This is a genomic window from Halobiforma lacisalsi AJ5, assembly GCF_000226975.2.
Lineage (GTDB): Archaea > Halobacteriota > Halobacteria > Halobacteriales > Natrialbaceae > Natronobacterium > Natronobacterium lacisalsi.
The window spans coordinates 3,875,545-3,895,579 of the sequence record NZ_CP019285.1 but is presented as its reverse complement, the minus strand read 5'-3'; the positions used below and the strand labels follow the sequence as shown (position 1 = coordinate 3,895,579).

Here is a 20,035-nt window from a genome sequence, read left to right as displayed (position 1 = left end):
CTTCACCTAGGTAATGAGAGAGTTCGTCTTCGCCCTCGAGTACGAATCGGGCACGAACCCGGTCGCCGACGTGCTCGCGGACCATCCCGAGACGTCGATCCGATCGCTCTCGTGTCACGCCAGCGCCGACAGCCTCTGGCGCGTCGACCACGCCGAGGGGACGGCGGAAGGGCTCGAGGCCCTCGAGCGCGCGTACGGGAACGACGACTACTTCGCCGACTGTCTGGTCAACGACGGCTGCGGAACTAGCTGCGACGTGCAGGAGCTGGACCGCTCGAGCGACGAACTCGTCGTCTACACCTACTGGGAGCGGACCGACGTCTGTACGTCGGTGCCCCACGTCGCCCTCGAGCACCTGGGCGATGGGCTGTTGTTCGAGACCTACCGCGAGGGCCGACGGTATCGCTGGCGGATCGTCCTCGACGACACCGCGCCGGTCCACGAGTTCTTCGACGCGCTGGGCGACGAGGTCGGCGGCTGTACCGGGATCGAGATGCTACGACTGACCGAACTCGATCCCGAGCGGACCCCGCTCGATCCCGACGCGGACCGATCGCTCCCCAACGAACAGCGCGAGGCGCTGCGTGCTGCCGTCGAACACGGCTACTACGAGACGCCACGCCGGATCGACCTCTCGGACCTCGCCGATCGGCTCGGGATTCCGCGATCGACGCTGTCCTACCGGCTTCGCCGGGCGGAAGCCGAACTCGCGACGGCGTTCGCCGCGGCCGACGCCGAGACCGACGACGTGCTCGAAGAAATCACGACTCGACTGTAGCGGCCGTCTCGTCCCGCGCCGACCCCCGAGTTGGCGCACGCCAAATAACCTGTTTATCCGTTCCGTGACTACAACGACGTGATGACCGAGTCGTCTTCCACCTCGACCCCATCCGGTTCCGCGCCCGACTCGAGCGCGACGCGTCGCCTCGAGTTGCGCGTTCCGGAGATGGACTGCCCGTCCTGTGCGGGCAAAGTGACGAACAGCGTCGAGACTCTCCAGGGGATCGACGGGATCGATCCGCGGGTGACCAGCGGCCAGCTAATCGTCGACTACGATCCGACCGTCACCGAGCCCGAGGAAATCCGCGAACGCGTCCGGGCCGCCGGCTACACGATCGAGGACGAGGACGCCGAACTCGCCCTGTCGGTCCCCGAGATGGACTGTCCCTCCTGTGCGGGGAAGGTCGAGAACGCGCTCGAGGACGTCGACGGCGTCGACCGGATCGAGACGCGACCGGCCTCGGGGCGCGTAACCGTGACTGTCGACGAGGGGACCGGGCCGGACGAGATCGTCGAGGCCGTCGAAGGCGCGGGATACGACGCGACCCCGCTGTCGGACGGCACGGATCCGCTCTCGGAGGAACGCGCCGTCTGGCGGAGCCGACGCGCCGTCGGCACCGGGATCGCGGCCGTCCTCGTCGCCGCGGGAATGGCCCTCGAGTTCGTCCTCCCCGGACTCGACCCCGCAGTGGGTACGGTGGCCGGCCGGACGTACGAACTCTCGCACCTGCTTTTCATCCTCGCGGCGGCGGTCGGCGGCGCGCCGATTCTGCGCAACGGCTACTACTCGGCGCGCAACCGGAGCCTCGACATCGACTTCCTGATGAGCGTCGGCATCGTCGCCTCGGTCGCGGCCCACCACCCCTTCGAGGGGGCGATGCTGGCCGTGCTGTTCTCGATCGCCGAGTTGCTCGAGCAGTTCTCGATGGATCGGGCCCGGGACTCGCTGCGGGAACTGATGGACCTCTCGCCCGACGTCGCGACCGTCAAGACCGGGGACGGCGAGGAGACGATCCCGGCGGACGACCTCGCGGTCGGCGACGTGGTCGTCGTTCGCCCCGGCGAGAAGATCCCCGCGGACGGCGTCGTCCGCGAGGGGGAAAGCGCGGTCGACCAGTCGCCGATCACCGGCGAGAGCGTCCCCGAGGACAAGTCCACGGGCGACGAGGTCTACGCCGGGACGATCGCCGAGTCGGGCTACCTCGAGGTCGAGGTCGAACGCGCCGCCGCCGACTCGACGCTTTCGCGGATCGTCCGGATGGTCGAGGACGCCGAGCGCGAGAAGACCGAGCGCGAGCAGTTCGTCGACCGGTTCGCGAGCGTCTACACGCCGATCGTCGTGGTTCTCGCGCTCGCAGTGGCAGCGCTCCCGCCGCTGCTGGTCGGGGCGTCCTGGAACACCTGGTTCCTCCGCGGACTGACGCTGCTCGTCATCGCCTGTCCGTGCGCGTTCGTCATCTCGACGCCGGTCAGCGTCGTCTCGGGTGTCACGAGTGCCGCCCGTAACGGCGTCCTCATCAAAGGCGGCCGTCATCTCGAGGCCGTCGACGAGAGCGACGTTCTCGCGGTGGACAAGACGGGAACGCTGACAGAGGGCGACCTCTCAGTGACCGACGTGATCCCGCTCGAGGGGGCCGACGAGGCGGACGTCCTCCGCCGGGCGAGCGCCGCCGAACGCCGCAGCGAACACCCCATCGCCCAGTCGATCGTCGGCTACGCCGAGGAGCGGGGGATCGATCCCGACGACCCCGACGTCGCCGAGTTCGAGGCCCTGACCGGCAAGGGCGTGCGGGCCGAGATCGACGGCGAAACGCTCTACGTCGGCAAGCCGGACCTGTTCGAGGGGCTCGCCGACCTCGAGCACGTCCACGCGACGACCGACGGCGGTGTCGACCTCGCGTCGGAGGGGTACGACAGCGACTCGCAGTGCGACCGACCGGGCTGTCTCGACGTGCTCACCGACCTCGTCCCCGAACTCGAGTCCGAGGGGAAGACCGTCGTGATCGTCGGCACCGAGGACGGGCCCGTCGGCGTGATCGCGGTCGCGGACCGGGTCCGTCCGGAAGCCGAGTGGGCGGTCTCGCGGCTGCAAGAGCAGGGGGTCCGCGTCGTGATGCTCACCGGTGACAACGAGGGGACGGCCCGTGCGATCGCCGAACAGGTGGGGATCGACGAGTACCACGCGGAACTGCTGCCCGACGAGAAACTCGAGTGGATCGACCGGCTGGAAGGCGAGAGCGAGGGCACGGATGCAAACGGGAGTGCGGACGGAGGAGGCGTCGCCATGGTCGGCGACGGCATCAACGACGCGCCCGCGCTGGCGACCGCCTCCGTCGGCATCGCGATGGGTGCCGCGGGAACCGACACCGCGCTCGAGACGGCCGACGTCGCGCTGATGAGCGACGACCTCACCCGCCTGCCGTACCTCTACGAACTCTCCGGGAAGGCAAACGGCGTCATCCGGCAGAACATCTGGGCGAGCCTGGCCGTGAAGGCGGTCCTCGCGGCCGGTGCGCCCTTCGGCATCGTGACGGTGATCCACGCCGTCGTTATCGGAGACATGGGGATGAGCCTCGGCGTGACGAGCAACGCGATGCGACTCGCCGGCGTCGAACCGGAGACGCCGACCGGACTCGAGGACGGCGACGACGCGCGGTAGTCGGTGTCGGGGTCCGCCGCCCGATCACTCCTCTCGATCGTAGGCCGTCTCCCGGTCGGCGTCGAGCACGAACGGGCCCTCCTCCGGCGTCAGTTTCGTCACCGTCGCGGCACGGAGGACGTACGACGTGAGCACCGCGTAGGGTGCGAGCGCGATGGTGTACGCGAAGCTGATGAAGACGGTCAGCGGCGTATACCCGAACAGCGAGACGTCGGGGAAGAGCCCGCTGTCGAGGGCGAGCAGCACGTACGTAATGAAAACGATAATCGGTAGCGAGACCGTCAACAGCGTCGTCGTGAGGTCCGAGAGCTCGAGTTTGTAGTAGAGTGTCTTGAAGTACTCGCGACAGACCATCAGTTTGTGAAGCGTGTCCATGATGTCCTCGATCACCGCTCGTTCCTCGGCGGTGAGTCGGTCGTCGTACTTCGTGAGGATCCGACGCGACTGGTGTAGTTGCCACGAGGAGTCGTAGTTCAGGCCGGTGAGGAGTTCGTCCGTCGAGCCGTTGGGAACCCGGGAGAGGGTGGTCAACACCTCCTCGGTGTTCTTCCGGATGTCGCCCTGGAGACGGTCGACCTCGTGGCGGTACTCCGCGCCGGCGTTTCCGTCGAGTTCCTGCAGTTCGTGGGCGCGCTGTTTGATCGACCGGAGGACGACTGCGGTGAACTTGCCCGGACGTGCCGGACTGACGTCCACGATGCCGTGATCCTCGATCTCGGCCTGGAAGTCGATGGTCGTATCGACCCGTTCGGACTGGTCGCCGAGCGACGTGAGTTCCTGGGAGATGCCGACCGCGGCGATCGAGACGACGATCGAAACGAGCAGGATCGTCCCGCTCAGCAGGGTGTCGAACATCGTCTGGACCATCGTCGTTTCGCTCAACAGCTCCTGGTATTCGATCGGCCAGAGTCCGCCCATGACGAGCAGGAGAACGAACACGGCCGCGAGCAATCCGGTCGCGACCCGCTCGCGGTTGCCGTCGAAGAGGACCCACTCCTTGATCCGGTTCTCGCCCGAGCGATCGATCCGTCGCTCCGACGTGCCGAACTGATTTCGGGCGGAGCGAAGCAGGGATTCGCCGTCGACCATCGGTGGTCGAACAGCCCCGACGTGCAAAAAGCTACTACCGGAACACGACCAGTCCCCGAGACGTTTATCCGCTCAGGGCCCGAGCTACCGCCTCGAGCCCCGGTTTTCCGTCGACCCACCACAGTCCGATACCCGCGACGAGCACGACCGCCTCGAGCCACAGCGTCATGACGGTCACCTCGAGGCCCGGTACCGTCGCGAGCGATTTCGTCCCGCTGTACGGCGGCATCGGCGTGATCGGCCAGAGGAGGAAGCCGAGTTCGTGGACGTCTCCCGCGAGGACGTGCCAGGGGACGTCGGTCCCGACGTGGGAGAGGTATCCGACAGCGAACGCGACCGCGAGGACCTCCCGGTCGCTCGAGCGTGCGTGCAGTCCGAGAGCGACGAGCAGCGGGAGCGCGAACAGCAGCGAGTGGCCGATCGTCCGCCCGACGTCGACGATGCCGACGAGCCAGATCGGCTTGTCCAGGAGGTCCGGAAGGGCAGCGCCGAGGATCGCGGCGATCGCCGCCCCGTCGTGGGGGATAGCGTCGCGTCGTCGGCGCGTGTATAGTGCGTAACAGACGTAGCCGACGGCCAGGTGGACGACCGGTTGCATCCGTCCGGGGCTTCCGTCTCGAGCGGAGTAAGCGTGGGGGGAAGGGAGGGGGTGGCCGCTGCCCTTGATCTGGAAATAGAGCCACTATACGACAAGGATACGGGGGCTACGTCGTTTGGGTCTCTCCCTAAACCCGCTCGGCACTGAGGTTACATCGATGACAGAACCATCCGCTGACGACCGTCGAACTGCCGACGGCGATGCGCGACGACCGGCGGACAGCGGTCGCGACGCCGGGGTTGCGAACCGAATCGAACACGGGGAGGGTCCCTCGTCGGCGGACGGCCTCGAGTACGACGTCGTCTCCGTCCCAGTACTCGTGATCGGGGCGGGCGCGGCCGGTGCCCGGGTCGCCATCGAACTCGCCGAGTCCGGCGTCGAACCGCTGGTGATCGGCAAGCGCGACCACGGCGACGCACACACGACGTGGGCCGCGGGCGGGATCAACGCCGCCCTCGGCTCGCTCGACGACGAGGACGACTGGACGATCCACGCCGCGGACACGCTGAACGAGGGCCACCACCTGAACGACCCCACGGCCGTCGAACTCACGGCCCGCGAGATGCCGGACCGGATCCGCGAACTCGTGGACTGGGGGATGCCATTCGACCGTACCCAGGACGGTGCGATCAACCAGCGGTACTTCGGCGCACAGTCGTACCGCCGCACGTGTTTCGTCGGCGACCGTACCGGCGAAGCCATGCTCGAGGCGCTCATCGATCGGGCGCAGGAACTCGAGGTACCCTACCGCGAGAACGTCATGATCACCCGCTTGCTCTCGGACGGCCAGCGGGTCTCCGGGGCCGTCGGGTTCGACATGGAGTCCGGCCGAGGGCTCGTCTTTCGCTCGAACCACGTCGTCCTCGCCGCGGGCGGGTTCTCCGCGATCTTCGAGCGCCACTCCTCGCGGGATGACGAGAACAACGGCGACGCACAGGCGCTGGCGCTCGAGGCCGGTGCTCGACTGCTCGACCTCGAGTTCGTCCAGTTCCACCCGACGGGCATGGTCGGCGAGCGCTACGGCGAGGAGTGGGACGGCCGCCTCGTCACCGAGGCGGTCCGCGGCGAGGGCGGCCGACTCTACAACACCGAGGGCGAGCGGTTCATGGAACGGTACTCGCCCGATCAGATGGAACTCGACGCCCGCGACGTCGTCGCCCGCGCGATCGCACGCGAACTCGAGGAGGGACGGGGCTCCGAGAACGGCGGCGTCTTCCTCGACATCTCCCACCGCGACGACGACTACGTCCGCGATCGGCTGCCGCGGATGGTCGAGCGGTTCGAGTCCCTGGGTGTCGACATCACCGAGGAACCGATCGAGGTCGCGCCGACAGCCCACTACACGATGGGGGGCGTCGACGTCGACTTCGAGACCGGCGAGACCGGTGTCGAGGGACTCTACGCGGTCGGCGAGACCGTCGCGGGCGTCCACGGCGCGAACCGTCTCGGAGGCAACTCGCTCGCCGAGACCGTCGCGATCGGGAAGCTCGTGGGCGAACACGTCGCGAGCGAGGTGACAGCCGAGGACGAATCACCGACCGTGACCGACGAGACGCGTGCGCTCGCACAACGGGAGTTCGCCAGCCTCGAGACGCTGGCAGCCGCCGACGGCCACGTCGAACCGACCGAACTGCTCGCCGATCTGCGGGCTTTGATGTGGCGTCACGCCGGCATTCTCCGCGACGAGAAGGGACTGCGCGAGGCGCTCGCGAAACTCGAGGCCGTGCGCGAGCGGACGACCGATCTCCGCGTCGAGGGGGGTCCGACGTCGCCGTCCTTCGAGTTCGCCGTCGACCTCTCGTTCAGCCTCATCGTCGCCGAGACGGCCCTTCGTGCTGCCCTCGAGCGGACCGAGTCCCGCGGTGCCCACTACCGGTCCGACTACCCCGAGATGAACGAGGACTGGCGGGTCAACCTCGTCGTCTCGATCGATGGCGGCGAACGCTCGATCGACCGGCGCGGGGTCGGCGAGCCCAGCCCCGCCGTCCGTGAGGCGCTCGAGGAGGGGTACGAACTGGATTACCACCACCTCGAATGACCTCTCGACGACGGGGTGGGTTCGTGGCGTACTCGAGGCGGAACGTGGAACCCGGACCGAGACGCATATGCCGCCGCGGTCCCGTGAACGGACACGACGAATGTTCGAAGAGGCTCACCCCGTTCTTCGCGAGGATCCCGTTATGGCGGATCTCCTCGACCGTCACGACCCGTACGTCGAACCCGACTGGACCGAGTACGAACGGCTCTGTATCTCGATCATCAACCAACAGCTCTCGACGGCAAGTGCCATGGCCGTCCGCGAGCGGGTGTTCGACGTCCTGGACGACGAGATCACGCCCGATCGAGTCCTCGCCGCCGACGACGGGGCGCTGCGTGACGCGGGACTCTCTCGCAGCAAGATCGAGTACATGCGAAACGCCGCCCGCGCGTTCCAGGAGCGGGACTACACGCGGGCCGGACTCGCCGACCACGACAACGACGAGGTGATCGACCGTCTCACCGAAATCAAGGGTGTCGGCGAGTGGACCGCGCGGATGTACCTCCTGTTCGTCCTCGAGCGGCCCGACGTGCTTCCGCTGGGCGATCTCGCGGTTCGGCGGGGCATCGAGCAGTTGTACGCAAACGGGGAGGACCTGACCCGCGGGGAAATGCGCGAGATCGCCGAGGCGTGGCGTCCGTATCGCAGCGTCGCGACGCGATACATCTGGGCGGAGTACGAGTCCGACTCGTGACCGCGGCGTTCGGCCGCTAGGCGAAAGCCGACTCCGAGGGAGTAACCCGCTCTACACGGAGTCGGCCGGTGGTTTCACGACCGAACGGCTTCCCCGGATACGCCCATCTCGGCACGCGGGAAAGCCAGAATGATGAGCGCCAAACAGTCGGATAAGGATGGGGCTTGCACACGCAGCTATCGATCGGTAATACGCGGACAATAGTCGTCAAAAGTCGCTTATTCCGCGTTCGACGATCCCTTTCTCCACTCACGAGACCGACCGTCGACCTCGACCCGAGGTCTCGGGTCCCGCCAGCGGAGAACCGCCAGGACGTCCGCCGGGACCGCAACCGGGTACCCGTCACCCACACCTCGAGAGCCCGAAATTTCCTCGCGCAACTCCCGTTTCCGAAATTACGTATTTGCTGTCTGGCGACTCGAGTCGATCACGAAAACGCCGCGTTTCGCTGAGTCGAGAGAGTCGATGCGAGCCTCTCATACCGTTATCTCGGCTTTTTTCGGAATTAACCCGCGAAACGGTCGCGTTGAGGTCCGAAACGGACTGTCTGCTTTATGCACGCTATCGGCCAATTCCCCTTGCCCTCAGGGGCATGAGAGATATGAGCGAGGAAGATCAGTTCGACAGTGGAGATTCGCGTCGTTCGTTTATGAAAAAGGGAACACTTGCGGCGACCGCGCTCGCGGTCGGTGCCGGTACCACCGCGAGTACGGCGGCTGCACAGCAAGACGATGACGGCGAAGTCGTCCTCACTGGCAGTGACTACTACCCGGACGTCGACGCCGACGTCCTCGCCGAACTCGAGACGGGGACGCGAGATACGATCCTCGAGAACTTCGAGGGAACGTTCGACCCCGTCGACGACTGGGACCTGTACATCGTCCAGTTCGACATCGGTTCGGGGACCGTGCTGGGTCACCTCTTCGTCGACGAGGACGAAGCCGACGTCAGCGAAGGGGACACGGTGACGCTCTCTGGCGACGCCTCCTTCCGTGACGCAGAGGCGAACCTGCTCGAGGTCAGTACCGGAGGAGGGGGCGCTAGCGACGACGAGGATGAGGACGAAGACGAAGAAGAGGACGAAGACATGGGATCCGACGATACTGAAGACAACGGCGTAGGCGACGACACTGAAGACGACGACATGGGCGACGACGAAAGCGACGGAGCGTAGCGGCACGCTCCCCGCAGCAATTGACTTTTACCGGCTCTCTGCGGATAAAATCGCTCGTTTTCCGCGGAAACAGTCCTTTCGTTCGACGGGACGGTGGTCGCTCGATCAGTTGCTTTCGACGCGGCCGCTTTCGGCGGTCTTTCAGCCATCCGATCGGCCGTTTCCATAACTGCTCGAGACGAACAGCGCACGGACAGGTGTCGACGACGGTCGGCCGGTTCCCCGTTCGGCGTCTCGTAGCCTCGCGGTCCCGACGCCGGGCGTGTAGCGTAACTAGTTCCGGTATTACCAGCCGAAACAGTCGCATGGCCGACGAAACGGACGAGTCGCTTTATACGTGCCATCGGCCAACTTCGCTTGCCCCCAGGGGCATGAGAGACATGAGCGAGGAAGATCAGTTCGACAGTGGCGATTCGCGTCGTTCGTTTATGAAAAAAGGGACACTGGCGGCGACCGCGCTCGCGGTCGGTGCCGGGGCCAGCACGAGCACGGCGGCCGCCCAGGAAGACGACGGTGACGGCGACGGGGAGGTCGTCATCACCGGGAGGGACTACTACCCGGACGTCGACGCCGACGTTCTCGCCGAGTTGCAGACCTCCAATCGGGATAGCGTTCTGGAGAACTTCGAGGAAGCGTTCGATCCCGTCGACGACTGGGACGTCTACATCGTCCAGTTCGACATCGGCGCGGGGACCGTGCTGGGGCATCTCATCGTCGACGAAGACGAGGCCGAGGTCAGCGAAGGGGATACGGTGACGCTGGCCAGCGACGCCTCCTTCCGCGACGCAGAGGCGAACCTGCTCGAGGTCGACGTCAGCCTTGGGGGAGGAGAGACCGAAGACGAGGAGGAACCGGCCGAAGAGGAGGAACAGGCTGAAGAGGAGGAACAGGCTGAAGAGGAGGAACCGGCCGAAGAGGAGGAACCGGCCGAAGAGGAGGAACAGGCTGAGGAAGAACCACCCGAAGAAGAGCAGCCCGAAGAAGAGGAGGAAGAAGACGACGACGACGGCATATTCGGATAGTCCGTTCTTTCCTCTTCCGCCGAAGTTCATCCATCGTCTCGCGTGCGTCTGTGAGGAGTACGGCATCAGTCTCGAAGTCGAGTCAGAAGCGTGGACGAGTCATAGGTGTCCCGAATGTGGCGACCATGAAGAGACAGTTCGCCACGGAGATACACTGACGTGTCCGTGTGGATTCGAGGGTCACGCCGACCTCACAGCCTCAGAGACGTTCCTTCGAGAACACAGCGATACAGAAGTCAGGCCGATGGCACGGCCCGTGCGATTCGAGTGGGACGACCACGAATGGTCGGGGAAACCACACCCTCACGAAAGTCCCAAAGAAGTGCGCACAAACCCGCAAGTTGCCTCCGTGGAATCGGCATAGCCCGAACCCCAACGGAGGAATCCTCGCGCTTCAGCGCGGGGAGGATGTCAATCGAGGTCGAAGCGGTCGGCCTGCATCACGTGGCTCCACGCGTCGACGAAGTCCTCGACGAACTGTGCTTCGCCGTCTTCGGCCGCGTAGGCTTCCGCGATGGCGCGGAGCCGGGCGTGCGAACCGAAGATCAGATCCACGCGGCTGCCTCGCCACTCGACCTCGCCGGTCTCGCGGTCGACCAGTTCGTAGACTTCCTCGCCCTCCGAGACCTGTTCCCACTCGTAGTCCAAGTCGAGGACGGTCTCGAAGAAGTCGTTGGTGAGCGTCTCGGGCTCGTCCGTGAAGACACCAAGGTCCGTGTCCTGGTAGGTCGCGCCCAGCGTGCGCAGACCGCCGACCAGCACCGTCATCTCGTCGGCCGTCAGGTCGAGCAGGTCGGCCCTGTTGACTAGGGCCTCCTCGGCCGGGTAGTCGAGTTCGTCCGAGGCGTAGTTACGGAACCCGTCCGCGTCGGGTTTGAGCGCCTCGAACGAGTCGACGTCGGTCTGTTCCTGCGTCGCGTCGGTACGGCCCGGTTCGAACGGTACCTCGACGTCGTAGCCGGCGTCCGCCGCGGCCTGCTCGACGGCCGCGTTGCCGCCCAGGACGATCAGGTCCGCGAGCGAGACGCGCACGTCGTCCGATCGAGAGGCGTTGAACTCCTCCTGGATCTCCTCGTAGGTCGACAGGACCGTCTCGAGTTCGTCGGGTTCGTTGACTTCCCAGCTACGCTGGGGTTCGAGGCGGATGCGGGCACCGTTGGCGCCGCCGCGCTTGTCGCTGTCGCGGTAGGTCGACGCCGCCGCCCAGGCAGTCTTGACCAGCTGGGAGACCGAGAGATCGGACGCGAGGATCTCCTCTTTGAGTTCGGCGACCTCCTCGTCCCCGATCAGGTCGTAGTCGGCGTCGGGGAGCGGGTCCTGCCAGAGCATCTCCTCGTCGGGGACCTCCGGACCGAGGAACCGCTCCGGCGGACCCATGTCACGGTGGGTCAGCTTGTACCAGGCCTTCGCGAAGGCCATTCCGAACTCCATGGGGTTCTCCTGGAAGCGCTCGAGGATCTCCCGGTAGTCGGGGTCGCGCTTCAGGGCGACGTCCGTCGTCAGCATCATGACGTCCTCCCGCTCGGAGGGGTCGTCGACGCCCGGCGCGGCCTCGTCGAGTTCGCCGCTCTTGGTGGTCCACTGCCACGCGCCGCCGGGACCTTTCTCGGGCTCCCACTCGTAGTCGAGCAGGTTGTCGATGTAGCTCGTGTCCCACTGGGTCGGCGTGGTGTTCCACGGCCCCTCTATCCCGCTGGTGATCGTGTCGGGACCCTTGCCCTCGCCGTACTCGTTCTCCCAGCCGAAGCCCTGCTGTTCGATGGGGGCCGCTTCGGGTTCGGGGCCGACGTGTTCGTCGGGGTCGTCGGCACCGTGGACCTTCCCGAAGGTGTGGCCGCCGGCGATGAGCGCGGCCGTCTCCTCGTCGTTCATGGCCATACGGCCGAACGACTCCCGGATCCGCTCGGCGGAGGCCTCCGGGTCAGGTTTGCCGTCCGGGCCCTCCGGGTTCACGTAAATGAGACCCATGACGGTGGCGCCCAGGGGTTCCTCGAGTTCACCCTCGTCGCTGAACCGGTCGGACTCCTCCATCTTGTTCTCGGGGCCCCAGTAGACGGACTTGTCGGGCTTGAACTCGTCCTCGCGTCCGCCCGCGAAGCCGAACGTCTCGAAGCCCATCGACTCGAGGGCGACGTTCCCGGCCAGGATCATCAGGTCGGCCCACGAGAGTTTGCGGCCGTACTTCTGCTTGACGGGCCAGAGCAGGCGTCGGGCCTTGTCGAGGTTCGCGTTGTCGGGCCAGCTGTTGAGCGGGGGAAAGCGCTGTCGACCGCCGTCGGCGCCACCGCGGCCGTCGACGGTGCGGTACGTGCCGGCGCTGTGCCACGCCATCCGGATCATCAGCGGGCCGTAGTGACCGTAGTCCGCCGGCCACCACTCGCGGGACGTCGTCAGGACGTCTTCGATGTCTGCTTTTACTTCCTCGAGGTCGAGTTTTTCGAACTCCTCGGCGTAGTCGAAATCCTCGCCCCGCGGATCGACCTGTTCGGCGTTCTGGTCGAGAATCTCCAGGTCCAACTGGTTCGGCCACCAGTCTTGATCAGAGCCTATCATCATCGGACGATTGGTACTTTCCCCTATTAAGATTGTCTACTCGAGGAAGAAAGTGTTCGTGGATAGTTAAAAAATATTATCGAATTAGGAACGATGGTCGGTACCGGGCTCGCGACGTGTCGCCGGCACGACCCCGATGAGTCGGTCACAGAGCGAGACTTCGGTCGCTCCGATCGGCCAGTCCGCTCGCTCGAACGGTGGCGGCAGGGGTCGGTTCCGGTTCCAGCTTTCGAAGATTCCGGCCACTCAGGCAGTGATACCGGGTTTGCTGTCCGTCGTCCGCAGCGACTTTGACGTCGGTCACGCGCATCCGTTCGATCGCTTCCCGGACGAGCGTTCCCATACTGACGGACGGTCTCGTCGATGGTCAGCGATATCGTATCCATAAATTCGATGCACTGTCCCCGAATACCGATTCCGTTTCTCCTCTTTGGATCTCCGAAAGTTGGAATAAAAGTTTGTATTTGTGAAGGACAGGAAGTCATATCCGGGGTGTTCGTGATCGGTCGGTGACCGCGTCGCTCCTTCTTACTCGACGGAACGATCGATCACCACGTAGTCGCCGACGTCTACCATCCGGCCCGCAGGAACCCGGAGCTGCCCATCCTCCGTCCGAGCGAACCCGTAGCTCCGCTCTGTCGCCGGCGAGACGAGGAGGTGCGCCAGGTGGCCAGTTTCGACGTCCATCGTCACGTTGTGGACCGTCCCGATCTCGGTTCCGTCGGAGCCGAGCACTGGGGTATCGGAGAGCGTCGAAGCGAGGACCGTCGTCATACCTCGACGGTTCGGCAGAAAGGTAAATAAAACAACTGGTCGGGCGGGTCGGCCCCGGACGGTCGCAGTTCCAGTTTTCAGTGATCCGTTACTCCTCCGGCGTATCGTCGTCGCCACCGTCGATGCGCCGACTCACGTCCACCCGGTAGTTCTCGAGGATGTCCCGGCCGAGCAGGACGGGGTAGTCCATGTGGCTCCGGTCCTCGACGCTCGCGGTGACGGTGTGCTGGTTGCCGCCGACGCCGACGACCACGTCGACGACGGGACGGCTCTTCGCTGTCTTGCTGCTCCCGGACCTGATACGGGTGATCGACTTGATCGGTCCCGCACCGATGTCCGCGGCGAGGCCCGTGTCGATGCTCGTCCGGGTGGCCCCCGTGTCCGACTTCGCACGGACCGTCGACGACCCGCTGGTACCCGAGAGGACGACCTCTTCGATGTAGCCGATGACGGCGGGTTCGGTGTCGGTCGACGTCTGCTGCACCGGCTGGGCCGTCGGCCGCGAGTCGTCTAGCACACGCGATAGCTCGTCGACCCGCTCGTCGTCGACGTCGCCGCCCGCCCGTTCGATCGCCAGTTTCGCGATCCGGGGAGCGGGACTGACGCCCGTCGCCTGGTAGAGCCCCTTGAATCCGGCCGTCGGGTTGACCTCGAGGACGAACCACCCCTCGTCGCCCTCGACGAGGTCGACGCCCGCGTAGTCGAGGCCGATCGCGTCGGCCGACCGGACCGCCATCTCCGCGGCCTCGTCGGGCAGGTCTCCGGTCGCGTCCTCGACGGAGCCGCCGAGTGCGACGTTCGTCCGCCAGTCGTTGTCCGGCGCGTACCGGTACATCGCGGCGACGATCTCGCCGTCGACGACGTAGACCCGGAGATCCCGGTGGCGAACGTCCTCGCGGTCGACGAGTTCCTGCAGGAAGGCGTAGCGGTTCCCGACCTGGGCGTTGACCGGCTCGTCCGGCCCGACCTTCCAGGTCCCGCCGCCGTGGGTGCCGATCGCGGTCTTGTAGACCGCCTCCTCGCCGTACCGATCGCGGGCGGCGTTCAGCGTGTCGCTGCTGAGCGCGAGCGTCACGTTCGGCGTGCGAACGTCCTGGCTCGCAAGCGCCGTCGCCGTCGAGAGCTTGTGGATGGCGGTGAGTACCGTCGTCGGCTCGTTGAGCATCGGAACGAGCTGTGCGAAGGTGTTCGCCAGTCCCAGTTCTTCGCAGGGCTGTTCGGTGTTCGACAGCAGCATTCGGTTCGCGATCACGTCGACGTCGGGCTCCAAGACGACGCTTCCGTCGACGATGCTAACCGACGTGTTCTCGGTTCGAAGCCACGCCGTGTCGTGGCCCAGTTCCTCCACCGCGTTGAGGATCGCTTTCGTCTCTTTGCTCGTGTGAAAACTCAGGACGCCGACAGTGACGGGATCGTCGATCATACACACTAGATGCCGACCGCCGGGATAAGTATTGATAGGGAACCGCAAGCGGACGCGCCCGTCCTCGGTCGTCGCCGAAGGCTCCCGGTCGACCCCTCGAGGCCGCCGGTTCAGTGGCTCCCCTCGGACCGGATGACGGCCCGGACTTCGGTAGGATCGAGCAGGCCGCTGGCCACCGCGAGGACGGCCCACGTGGCTGCCCCGAGCGCGATCGCGCCGACCAGCATGGGAAGGTTCGAGACCAGCGGGGTCACGAGCGAGACGGCGATGGCCATCACGAGCGTGATCGCACAGATCGTCCCGATCGATCGTGCCAGCCGCCCGAGCCGGAGCGAAAGCTCCTCGTGGACGATGTAGAGGTTCACCGCGACGTACACCGAGTGGGTCGCGACCGTCGCGAGCGCCGCGCCGACGACCCCGATCGTCGGGATCAACACCAGGTTCAGTCCGAAGTTGGTGACCGCGGTGACTCCCTTCGCGATCGCGCGGGAGCGGGCGCGTCCGAGGTAATCCAGGCTGTCGCTGGTCAGGTTCGTGATCGCCTGGAGGACGACGAACCCCGCGAGGACCTGCAGCACGGGAACGGCCCCCTCGTACTCCGGGAAGACCATGGTCACGAACGGGTCGGCGACCAGCACGAGTCCGGCGGCCGCGGGGATGTAGACCAGCATCGTGTGGGTCAGCGACTCCTCGTAGATCCGGCGGGCCTGCTCGAGCTGGTCGTTCGCTTTCTGTTCGCCGAAGTTCGGCGAGATGGTAAACCCGAGCGACTCCGAGGGTGCGAGCACGAAGTCGACGACCTGTTTCCCGAGCTGGTAGAACCCCACGGCCGCCGAGGGGAGGAAGACCCCGACGAGAACGATGTCGAGGCGCTTGTCGATGACGTTCGCGCTGCGGGTTGCCGTCAGCGGAACGCTGTATTCGGCCAGTCGCCTGGAGAGTCCCTCTTCGTACTCCTCGGCGGGTTCGTAGGTCCGATAGAACTTGAAGTAGAGAACGCCGACCCCGAACGCTCCGGCCATGGCGTAGCCGACGATGTAGCCGAACAAGGCACCGAGCGCGCCAAACCCAAGCAGGACGAAGCCGACGGCGAAGACGAGTCGCGTCGCCCCGCTGACTGCCTGCACCGCGGCGCTGTACCCGAGGCGATTGAACCCCTGGAACGCCATCATCGAGAAGCCGCTAACGGAGTTTGCCACGATGAAGAGGACGCCGGCCGCCAGGAACGGGGCCGCCTCCGGGTCCCCGAGCAGGACCGCGATCCGATCGTGAAAGACCAGCAGCGCGTACGCGACTACCGCGAGGACGATCAGCTGATACGCGACGGCCGACCGTAGCAGGTGTGGGATCTGTCCCTCGTCTTTCTCGCGGTATTCGGAAATGTACCGCGCGGTGGACTTCCCGATGCCGAGATCCGCGAGCAACTGGACGACCATCAGAACCCCGATCGCCCAGTACAACGCCCCGTAGCCGTCGGGCTCGAGGATGCGCGCGAGGACGAACATCAACAGCGCGCTCGAGAGCATGTAGACCGCCCTCGAGACGAGCGTCGCCTTGAACCCGCGAACGATCCGGTTGCGTGTACTCGAACTCATAGAGAAGCGCACGACCGACGCCGCCGCGGTCGTCGTCCTCGAGGACGCCCGATCGGGCAATTGTAATGCGGGGTAAACAACGAGCAAGCCGCCCGCTTGCGGGCGAAACCTGTGCTTATTCGAAGGATACGCTCGTCCTACTCGCGCCGCTGCTTCGCGTCGGACGCGACGGCCTCGAGTTTGACTCCTTCGGGTCCTTCGCAGTAGAGCGCGTAGTAGCCGCCTGCGTAGGGGTGTTGGTCCTCGTAGAGCACCTGCGCGTCCGTCCGGCGACGGATGCCGTCGGTAAGGCGGTCGACCCGCTGTCGGGTATCGGCGTGGAACGCGAGGTGATTCAGGCCGGGCGACCGCCGGTCGAACGGGGGCCTCTCGTCGTCCGCCTCGACGAGCACCACGTACGTCGGGCCGTTCCGCCAGGACCTACCGCCGTCCCAGTCGTCTTTCGGTTCGTACCCGAGTTCGGTGAGCCACCACGCCCAGAAGTCGACCGTCGTCGCGAACTCGGAAGCGTACAGTTCGATATGGTGGAGCCGTCCGAGCCGTCCGGTATCGGCGGTATCGTCCATACGCCGTTCAGTCGTCGAACCGACAAAACAGTGGGCCTCGCCCGACTACAGGTACGAGGCGTCCCACCGAGTCGCCTTCCGCCGATTGCCACAGACGTTGCACTCGATACGCCCCATCGTGTCCATGGCGTTGTCCAGCGAGTCGCAGTTCCCACAGAGCCACGCGTACACCTCCTCCCGATCCGCCGTGCTGTAGGTACTGTAGAACGGGGCTTTGGCACCGCGAGCGGCTTCTCCGTAGCTGACGTAGACGCTTTCGCCGTCGACCTCGAGTTCGTCGACGGCACCCCAGCCCTCGTCCCCGAGGTCGCTCTCGACGTAGACGTTCTCGGTGAACGTCTCGGAGCCGATTTCGACCTCGCGCTGGCCCGCTCGCTCGAAGCCATGGTCCCGGTAGAACTGGTTGCCGCCCTCGTTGTCGGCGAGAACGAACCCGACGACCTGATCCGCCCCCTCCTCGAGCAGCCGTTCGCGGGTCCGGACGAGGAGTCGGACCCCGGTGCCGTCGCCGCGCTGATCGGGGGCGACGTGGAGCCACTGGAGTTGTCCCGTCCCGTATCGCTGTCCGACCAGTTCGCTCTGGGAGAAGCCGACGACCTCGCCGTCGCGTTCGACGACGAGCACGAGCGCGTGGTCGTCCTCGAGGAAGTCCACGAACCCCTCCCCGTACCACTGCTCGATCGCCTCGTCGATCGTTTCCTCGTCGAGGAAGTCCGTATACGTAGAGTTGAGCGACTCCTCGGCGATCGAGCGGACGGCGTCGACGTCCGTGGTAGTTGCTTCACGAATTTCCATGCGGGGGCGTACCACCCCCTCGTATAAAACGTATGGTTACGGGGAGAGATTTTCCACCACCTCGGCCATTCGGTGCCCGTTCATCCAAAAACCGATCGCGACCGTACGGGGACGTAATTCGGAGGGCAAGATTCACGTTTCGTCCCGTCCAGCGGGGGATATGAGCGACGACGTCCCCCGCGACGACCTCGAGCCCCCCGACGGGGTAACAGTCACGCCCCCCGATCTGGACGCCAATGGAGACGATCCCGAACCGTTCACGTACAACGGCGGCCGGGTCGACCCCGGCGAATCGGCCAACATCCGGTACGGTATCAGCGAGACGTACCTGGGCGATCCCGTCCGCATCCCGGTGACGATCGTCAACGGCGAGCAGCCGGGCCCGACGGTCTTCCTGTCGGCCGCGGCCCACGGCGACGAGTTGAACGGCATCGAGGTCGTCCGCGAGGTCGCCCACGACTGGAACCACGCCGACCTCCACGGGACGCTCGTCTGCCTGCCCGTGATGAACGTCCCCGGCTTCCTCGCCCAGGAACGATACCTGCCCATCTACGACCGGGACCTCAACCGGTCGTTCCCCGGCCGGGAGGGATCGACGAGCGCCAGGCGGATGGCCCACCGCATCTTCACGAACTTCATCGAACCCTGCGACCTCGGGCTCGACTTCCACACCTCCACCCGCGGCCGGACGAACATGCTCCACGTCCGGGCGAACATGGACGATCCGACGGTCGCCCGGGTCGCCAACGCCTTCAGTTCCAACGTCATCATCGCCGGTGAGGGGCCGTCGGGGACCCTCCGCCGCGAAGCGACCGACGCGGGCGTGCCAACGATCACGATCGAGATGGGCGAGGCCCACCGCTTCCAGCGGCGCCTCATCGATCGCGCGCTGACCGGCGTCGCGAGCGTACTGGCCGAGTTCGGCTGTCACCGCGACTCGGCCGTTCACTGGCCCGGCTGGCGCACCGTCATCGACGACGACGACGAGAAGACCTGGATCCGCGCCGACGCGGGCGGCATCGTCGACATGAAACGCGGCCGCGGCGAACTCGTTCGGGAGGACGAGGTGATCTGCTCGATCACGAACCCGTTCAAGGAAGAGGACGACATCGAGACCGTCGAAGCGCCGTTTACCGGCCTCATCGTCGGCGTACTCGAGAACCCCGTCGTCTACCCCGGCAACCCGCTGTGTCACCTCGTCGGCCTCTCCCAGGACACCCTGACCGCGCTCGAGCGGGAACGGGGCGAGGGCAGGGCACGGTCCCGGTCGCGACTGCGGGACTGACCGGACAGCGGTCGGTCTTCCCGGCTGAACGGATCCGACGCGTGACATTCCGGTTCGATGTGCGCTCGAGCCGAACGGGTTCGGTTCGCGCTCACGCACACCGCGAGTTTCCAACGAGTGACTCGGTAGTGGCGGTAATTGGAAGCGACAAAAGTAACTTCTATACCCTCACGGTCAAACGGTCCACATGAGCGCATGAGTCAGTCTTACAACCGCGGCCTCATCGAGGATTTCGGCCGCTGGAAAGAGTTCAAGGCCGGGATGTGGGCGTGGATCTTCCACAAGTTCACGGGGTGGATGCTGATCGGTTACCTGTTCACCCACATCGCCGTGCTGAGTACGGCAATCGGCGCAGCGAGCGGTGATCCAGCGATGATTCAGGCGGAGACGGACGTCTACACGACGACGCTGCAGGGGCTCGAGGACCTGTTCATCATCCGCGTCCTCGAGGTCGGGCTGCTCGCCGTCGCCGTCTTCCACATCCTGAATGGGCTCCGACTGCTGATGGTCGACCTCGGCATCGGGCTCGAGGCACAGGACAAGAGCTTCTACGCCTCGCTGATCCTGACGGGGGTCATCACTGTCGCGAGCGTTCCGACGTTCCTCTCGGGGGTGGGCCTCTAATGGCCGAACGCTACAGTTCCTTCGCCCCCGGCGGGACCGCGTGGCTGCTCCAGCGAATCACGGCGGCGTTTCTCGTCGTCGTCCTCGCGTTTCACTTCTTCCAGCTACACTTCGTCAACCACGCTTACGAAGTGACCTTCCTCGGCACGCAGGCGCGGATGCAGAACGTTGGCTACTTCCTGACGATGGTGTTGTTCCTGATTGCCGGGGCGTTCCACGGCGTCAACGGCGTCTACAACGCACTCGTCAACCAGGGTCTCGACGGAACCCCGAAGAAAGTAGTACTCGCAGTCCTTGTTATCGCTGGTGGCGCGCTGATCGTCCAGGGAACCTACGTCGCACTCGCTATGGCCGGGTGGACCTAAC

At 65.6% G+C, this 20,035-nt stretch carries 17 protein-coding genes and 1 pseudogene; 10 read left to right on the top strand and 8 right to left on the bottom strand.

The window, feature by feature from the left end; genetic code table 11:
* Positions 1–13: 13 nt before the first annotated feature.
* On the top strand, positions 14–778 hold the full coding sequence (locus tag CHINAEXTREME_RS18960; protein WP_007140660.1) for a helix-turn-helix domain-containing protein: 765 nt from the start codon (positions 14–16) through the stop codon (positions 776–778).
* Between the two features lie 81 nt (positions 779–859).
* Positions 860–3,439 carry a heavy metal translocating P-type ATPase gene (locus CHINAEXTREME_RS18955; protein ID WP_007140661.1) on the top strand — a complete coding sequence of 860 codons (2,580 nt, stop codon included), beginning with the start codon at positions 860–862 and terminating at the stop codon, positions 3,437–3,439.
* A gap of 24 nt (positions 3,440–3,463) precedes the next feature.
* On the opposite strand, the gene CHINAEXTREME_RS18950 is transcribed toward CHINAEXTREME_RS18955, so the two are convergent.
* Entirely contained in the window at positions 3,464–4,528 is a 1,065-nt protein-coding gene (locus CHINAEXTREME_RS18950; protein WP_007140662.1) for a hypothetical protein, read from the bottom strand.
* Between the two features lie 64 nt (positions 4,529–4,592).
* Positions 4,593–5,126 carry a metal-dependent hydrolase gene (locus tag CHINAEXTREME_RS18945; RefSeq protein ID WP_007140663.1) on the bottom strand — a complete coding sequence of 178 codons (534 nt, stop codon included), beginning with the start codon at positions 5,124–5,126 and terminating at the stop codon, positions 4,593–4,595.
* A 157-nt stretch (positions 5,127–5,283) separates the two neighbouring features.
* Between CHINAEXTREME_RS18945 and CHINAEXTREME_RS18940 the strand changes: the two genes are divergently transcribed.
* The 5 genes and pseudogenes from CHINAEXTREME_RS18940 to CHINAEXTREME_RS18920 all read left to right on the top strand — a co-directional run.
* On the top strand, positions 5,284–7,164 hold the full coding sequence (locus CHINAEXTREME_RS18940; RefSeq protein ID WP_007140664.1) for an L-aspartate oxidase: 1,881 nt from the start codon (positions 5,284–5,286) through the stop codon (positions 7,162–7,164).
* Between the two features lie 100 nt (positions 7,165–7,264).
* On the top strand, positions 7,265–7,858 hold the full coding sequence (locus CHINAEXTREME_RS18935) for a DNA-3-methyladenine glycosylase family protein (protein WP_007140665.1): 594 nt from the start codon (positions 7,265–7,267) through the stop codon (positions 7,856–7,858).
* Positions 7,859–8,507: 649 nt separating this feature from the next.
* Complete coding sequence (locus CHINAEXTREME_RS18930; protein WP_010546692.1) at positions 8,508–9,032, top strand: hypothetical protein; 525 nt, start codon at positions 8,508–8,510, stop codon at positions 9,030–9,032.
* 428 nt (positions 9,033–9,460) lie between these two features.
* Positions 9,461–10,054: a calcium-binding protein gene (locus tag CHINAEXTREME_RS18925; protein ID WP_238593398.1), complete on the top strand. Its 594-nt coding sequence runs from the start codon at positions 9,461–9,463 to the stop codon at positions 10,052–10,054.
* A 16-nt stretch (positions 10,055–10,070) separates the two neighbouring features.
* Positions 10,071–10,418 (top strand): annotated as a pseudogene (locus CHINAEXTREME_RS18920) (zinc ribbon domain-containing protein); the annotation flags it as partial.
* 47 nt (positions 10,419–10,465) lie between these two features.
* Here the strand turns inward: CHINAEXTREME_RS18920 and katG are convergent.
* From katG to CHINAEXTREME_RS18885, 6 genes are all read right to left on the bottom strand, one after another.
* Positions 10,466–12,607, bottom strand: coding sequence for a catalase/peroxidase HPI (gene katG, locus CHINAEXTREME_RS18915; RefSeq protein WP_007140668.1), 2,142 nt, complete (start codon positions 12,605–12,607; stop codon positions 10,466–10,468).
* 528 nt (positions 12,608–13,135) lie between these two features.
* Positions 13,136–13,381, bottom strand: a complete 246-nt coding sequence (locus tag CHINAEXTREME_RS18905; protein ID WP_007140670.1) for a PRC-barrel domain-containing protein — start codon at positions 13,379–13,381, stop codon at positions 13,136–13,138.
* An 88-nt stretch (positions 13,382–13,469) separates the two neighbouring features.
* Positions 13,470–14,804 carry a RimK family alpha-L-glutamate ligase gene (locus tag CHINAEXTREME_RS18900; RefSeq protein WP_007140671.1) on the bottom strand — a complete coding sequence of 445 codons (1,335 nt, stop codon included), beginning with the start codon at positions 14,802–14,804 and terminating at the stop codon, positions 13,470–13,472.
* A 110-nt stretch (positions 14,805–14,914) separates the two neighbouring features.
* A complete protein-coding gene (locus CHINAEXTREME_RS18895) occupies positions 14,915–16,399 on the bottom strand; it encodes a flippase (protein WP_007140672.1) in 1,485 nt (494 codons plus the stop codon).
* A 137-nt stretch (positions 16,400–16,536) separates the two neighbouring features.
* Positions 16,537–16,965: a VOC family protein gene (locus CHINAEXTREME_RS18890; protein WP_007140673.1), complete on the bottom strand. Its 429-nt coding sequence runs from the start codon at positions 16,963–16,965 to the stop codon at positions 16,537–16,539.
* Positions 16,966–17,010: 45 nt separating this feature from the next.
* Positions 17,011–17,760 (bottom strand): GNAT family N-acetyltransferase, encoded by a 750-nt coding sequence (locus CHINAEXTREME_RS18885; protein ID WP_007140674.1) that lies wholly within the window; start codon positions 17,758–17,760, stop codon positions 17,011–17,013.
* Between the two features lie 160 nt (positions 17,761–17,920).
* Between CHINAEXTREME_RS18885 and CHINAEXTREME_RS18880 the strand changes: the two genes are divergently transcribed.
* The 3 genes from CHINAEXTREME_RS18880 to CHINAEXTREME_RS18870 all read left to right on the top strand — a co-directional run bounded on the left by CHINAEXTREME_RS18880 (position 17,921) and on the right by CHINAEXTREME_RS18870 (position 20,034).
* Positions 17,921–19,045, top strand: a complete 1,125-nt coding sequence (locus tag CHINAEXTREME_RS18880; protein ID WP_007140675.1) for a succinylglutamate desuccinylase/aspartoacylase family protein — start codon at positions 17,921–17,923, stop codon at positions 19,043–19,045.
* A 195-nt stretch (positions 19,046–19,240) separates the two neighbouring features.
* Complete coding sequence (gene sdhC / locus CHINAEXTREME_RS18875; protein ID WP_007140676.1) at positions 19,241–19,669, top strand: succinate dehydrogenase, cytochrome b556 subunit; 429 nt, start codon at positions 19,241–19,243, stop codon at positions 19,667–19,669.
* Positions 19,669–20,034 carry a succinate dehydrogenase gene (locus CHINAEXTREME_RS18870; RefSeq protein WP_007140677.1) on the top strand — a complete coding sequence of 122 codons (366 nt, stop codon included), beginning with the start codon at positions 19,669–19,671 and terminating at the stop codon, positions 20,032–20,034. Before sdhC ends, CHINAEXTREME_RS18870 begins: the two co-directional genes overlap by 1 nt.
* The last annotated feature ends 1 nt before the right edge of the window (position 20,035 follow it).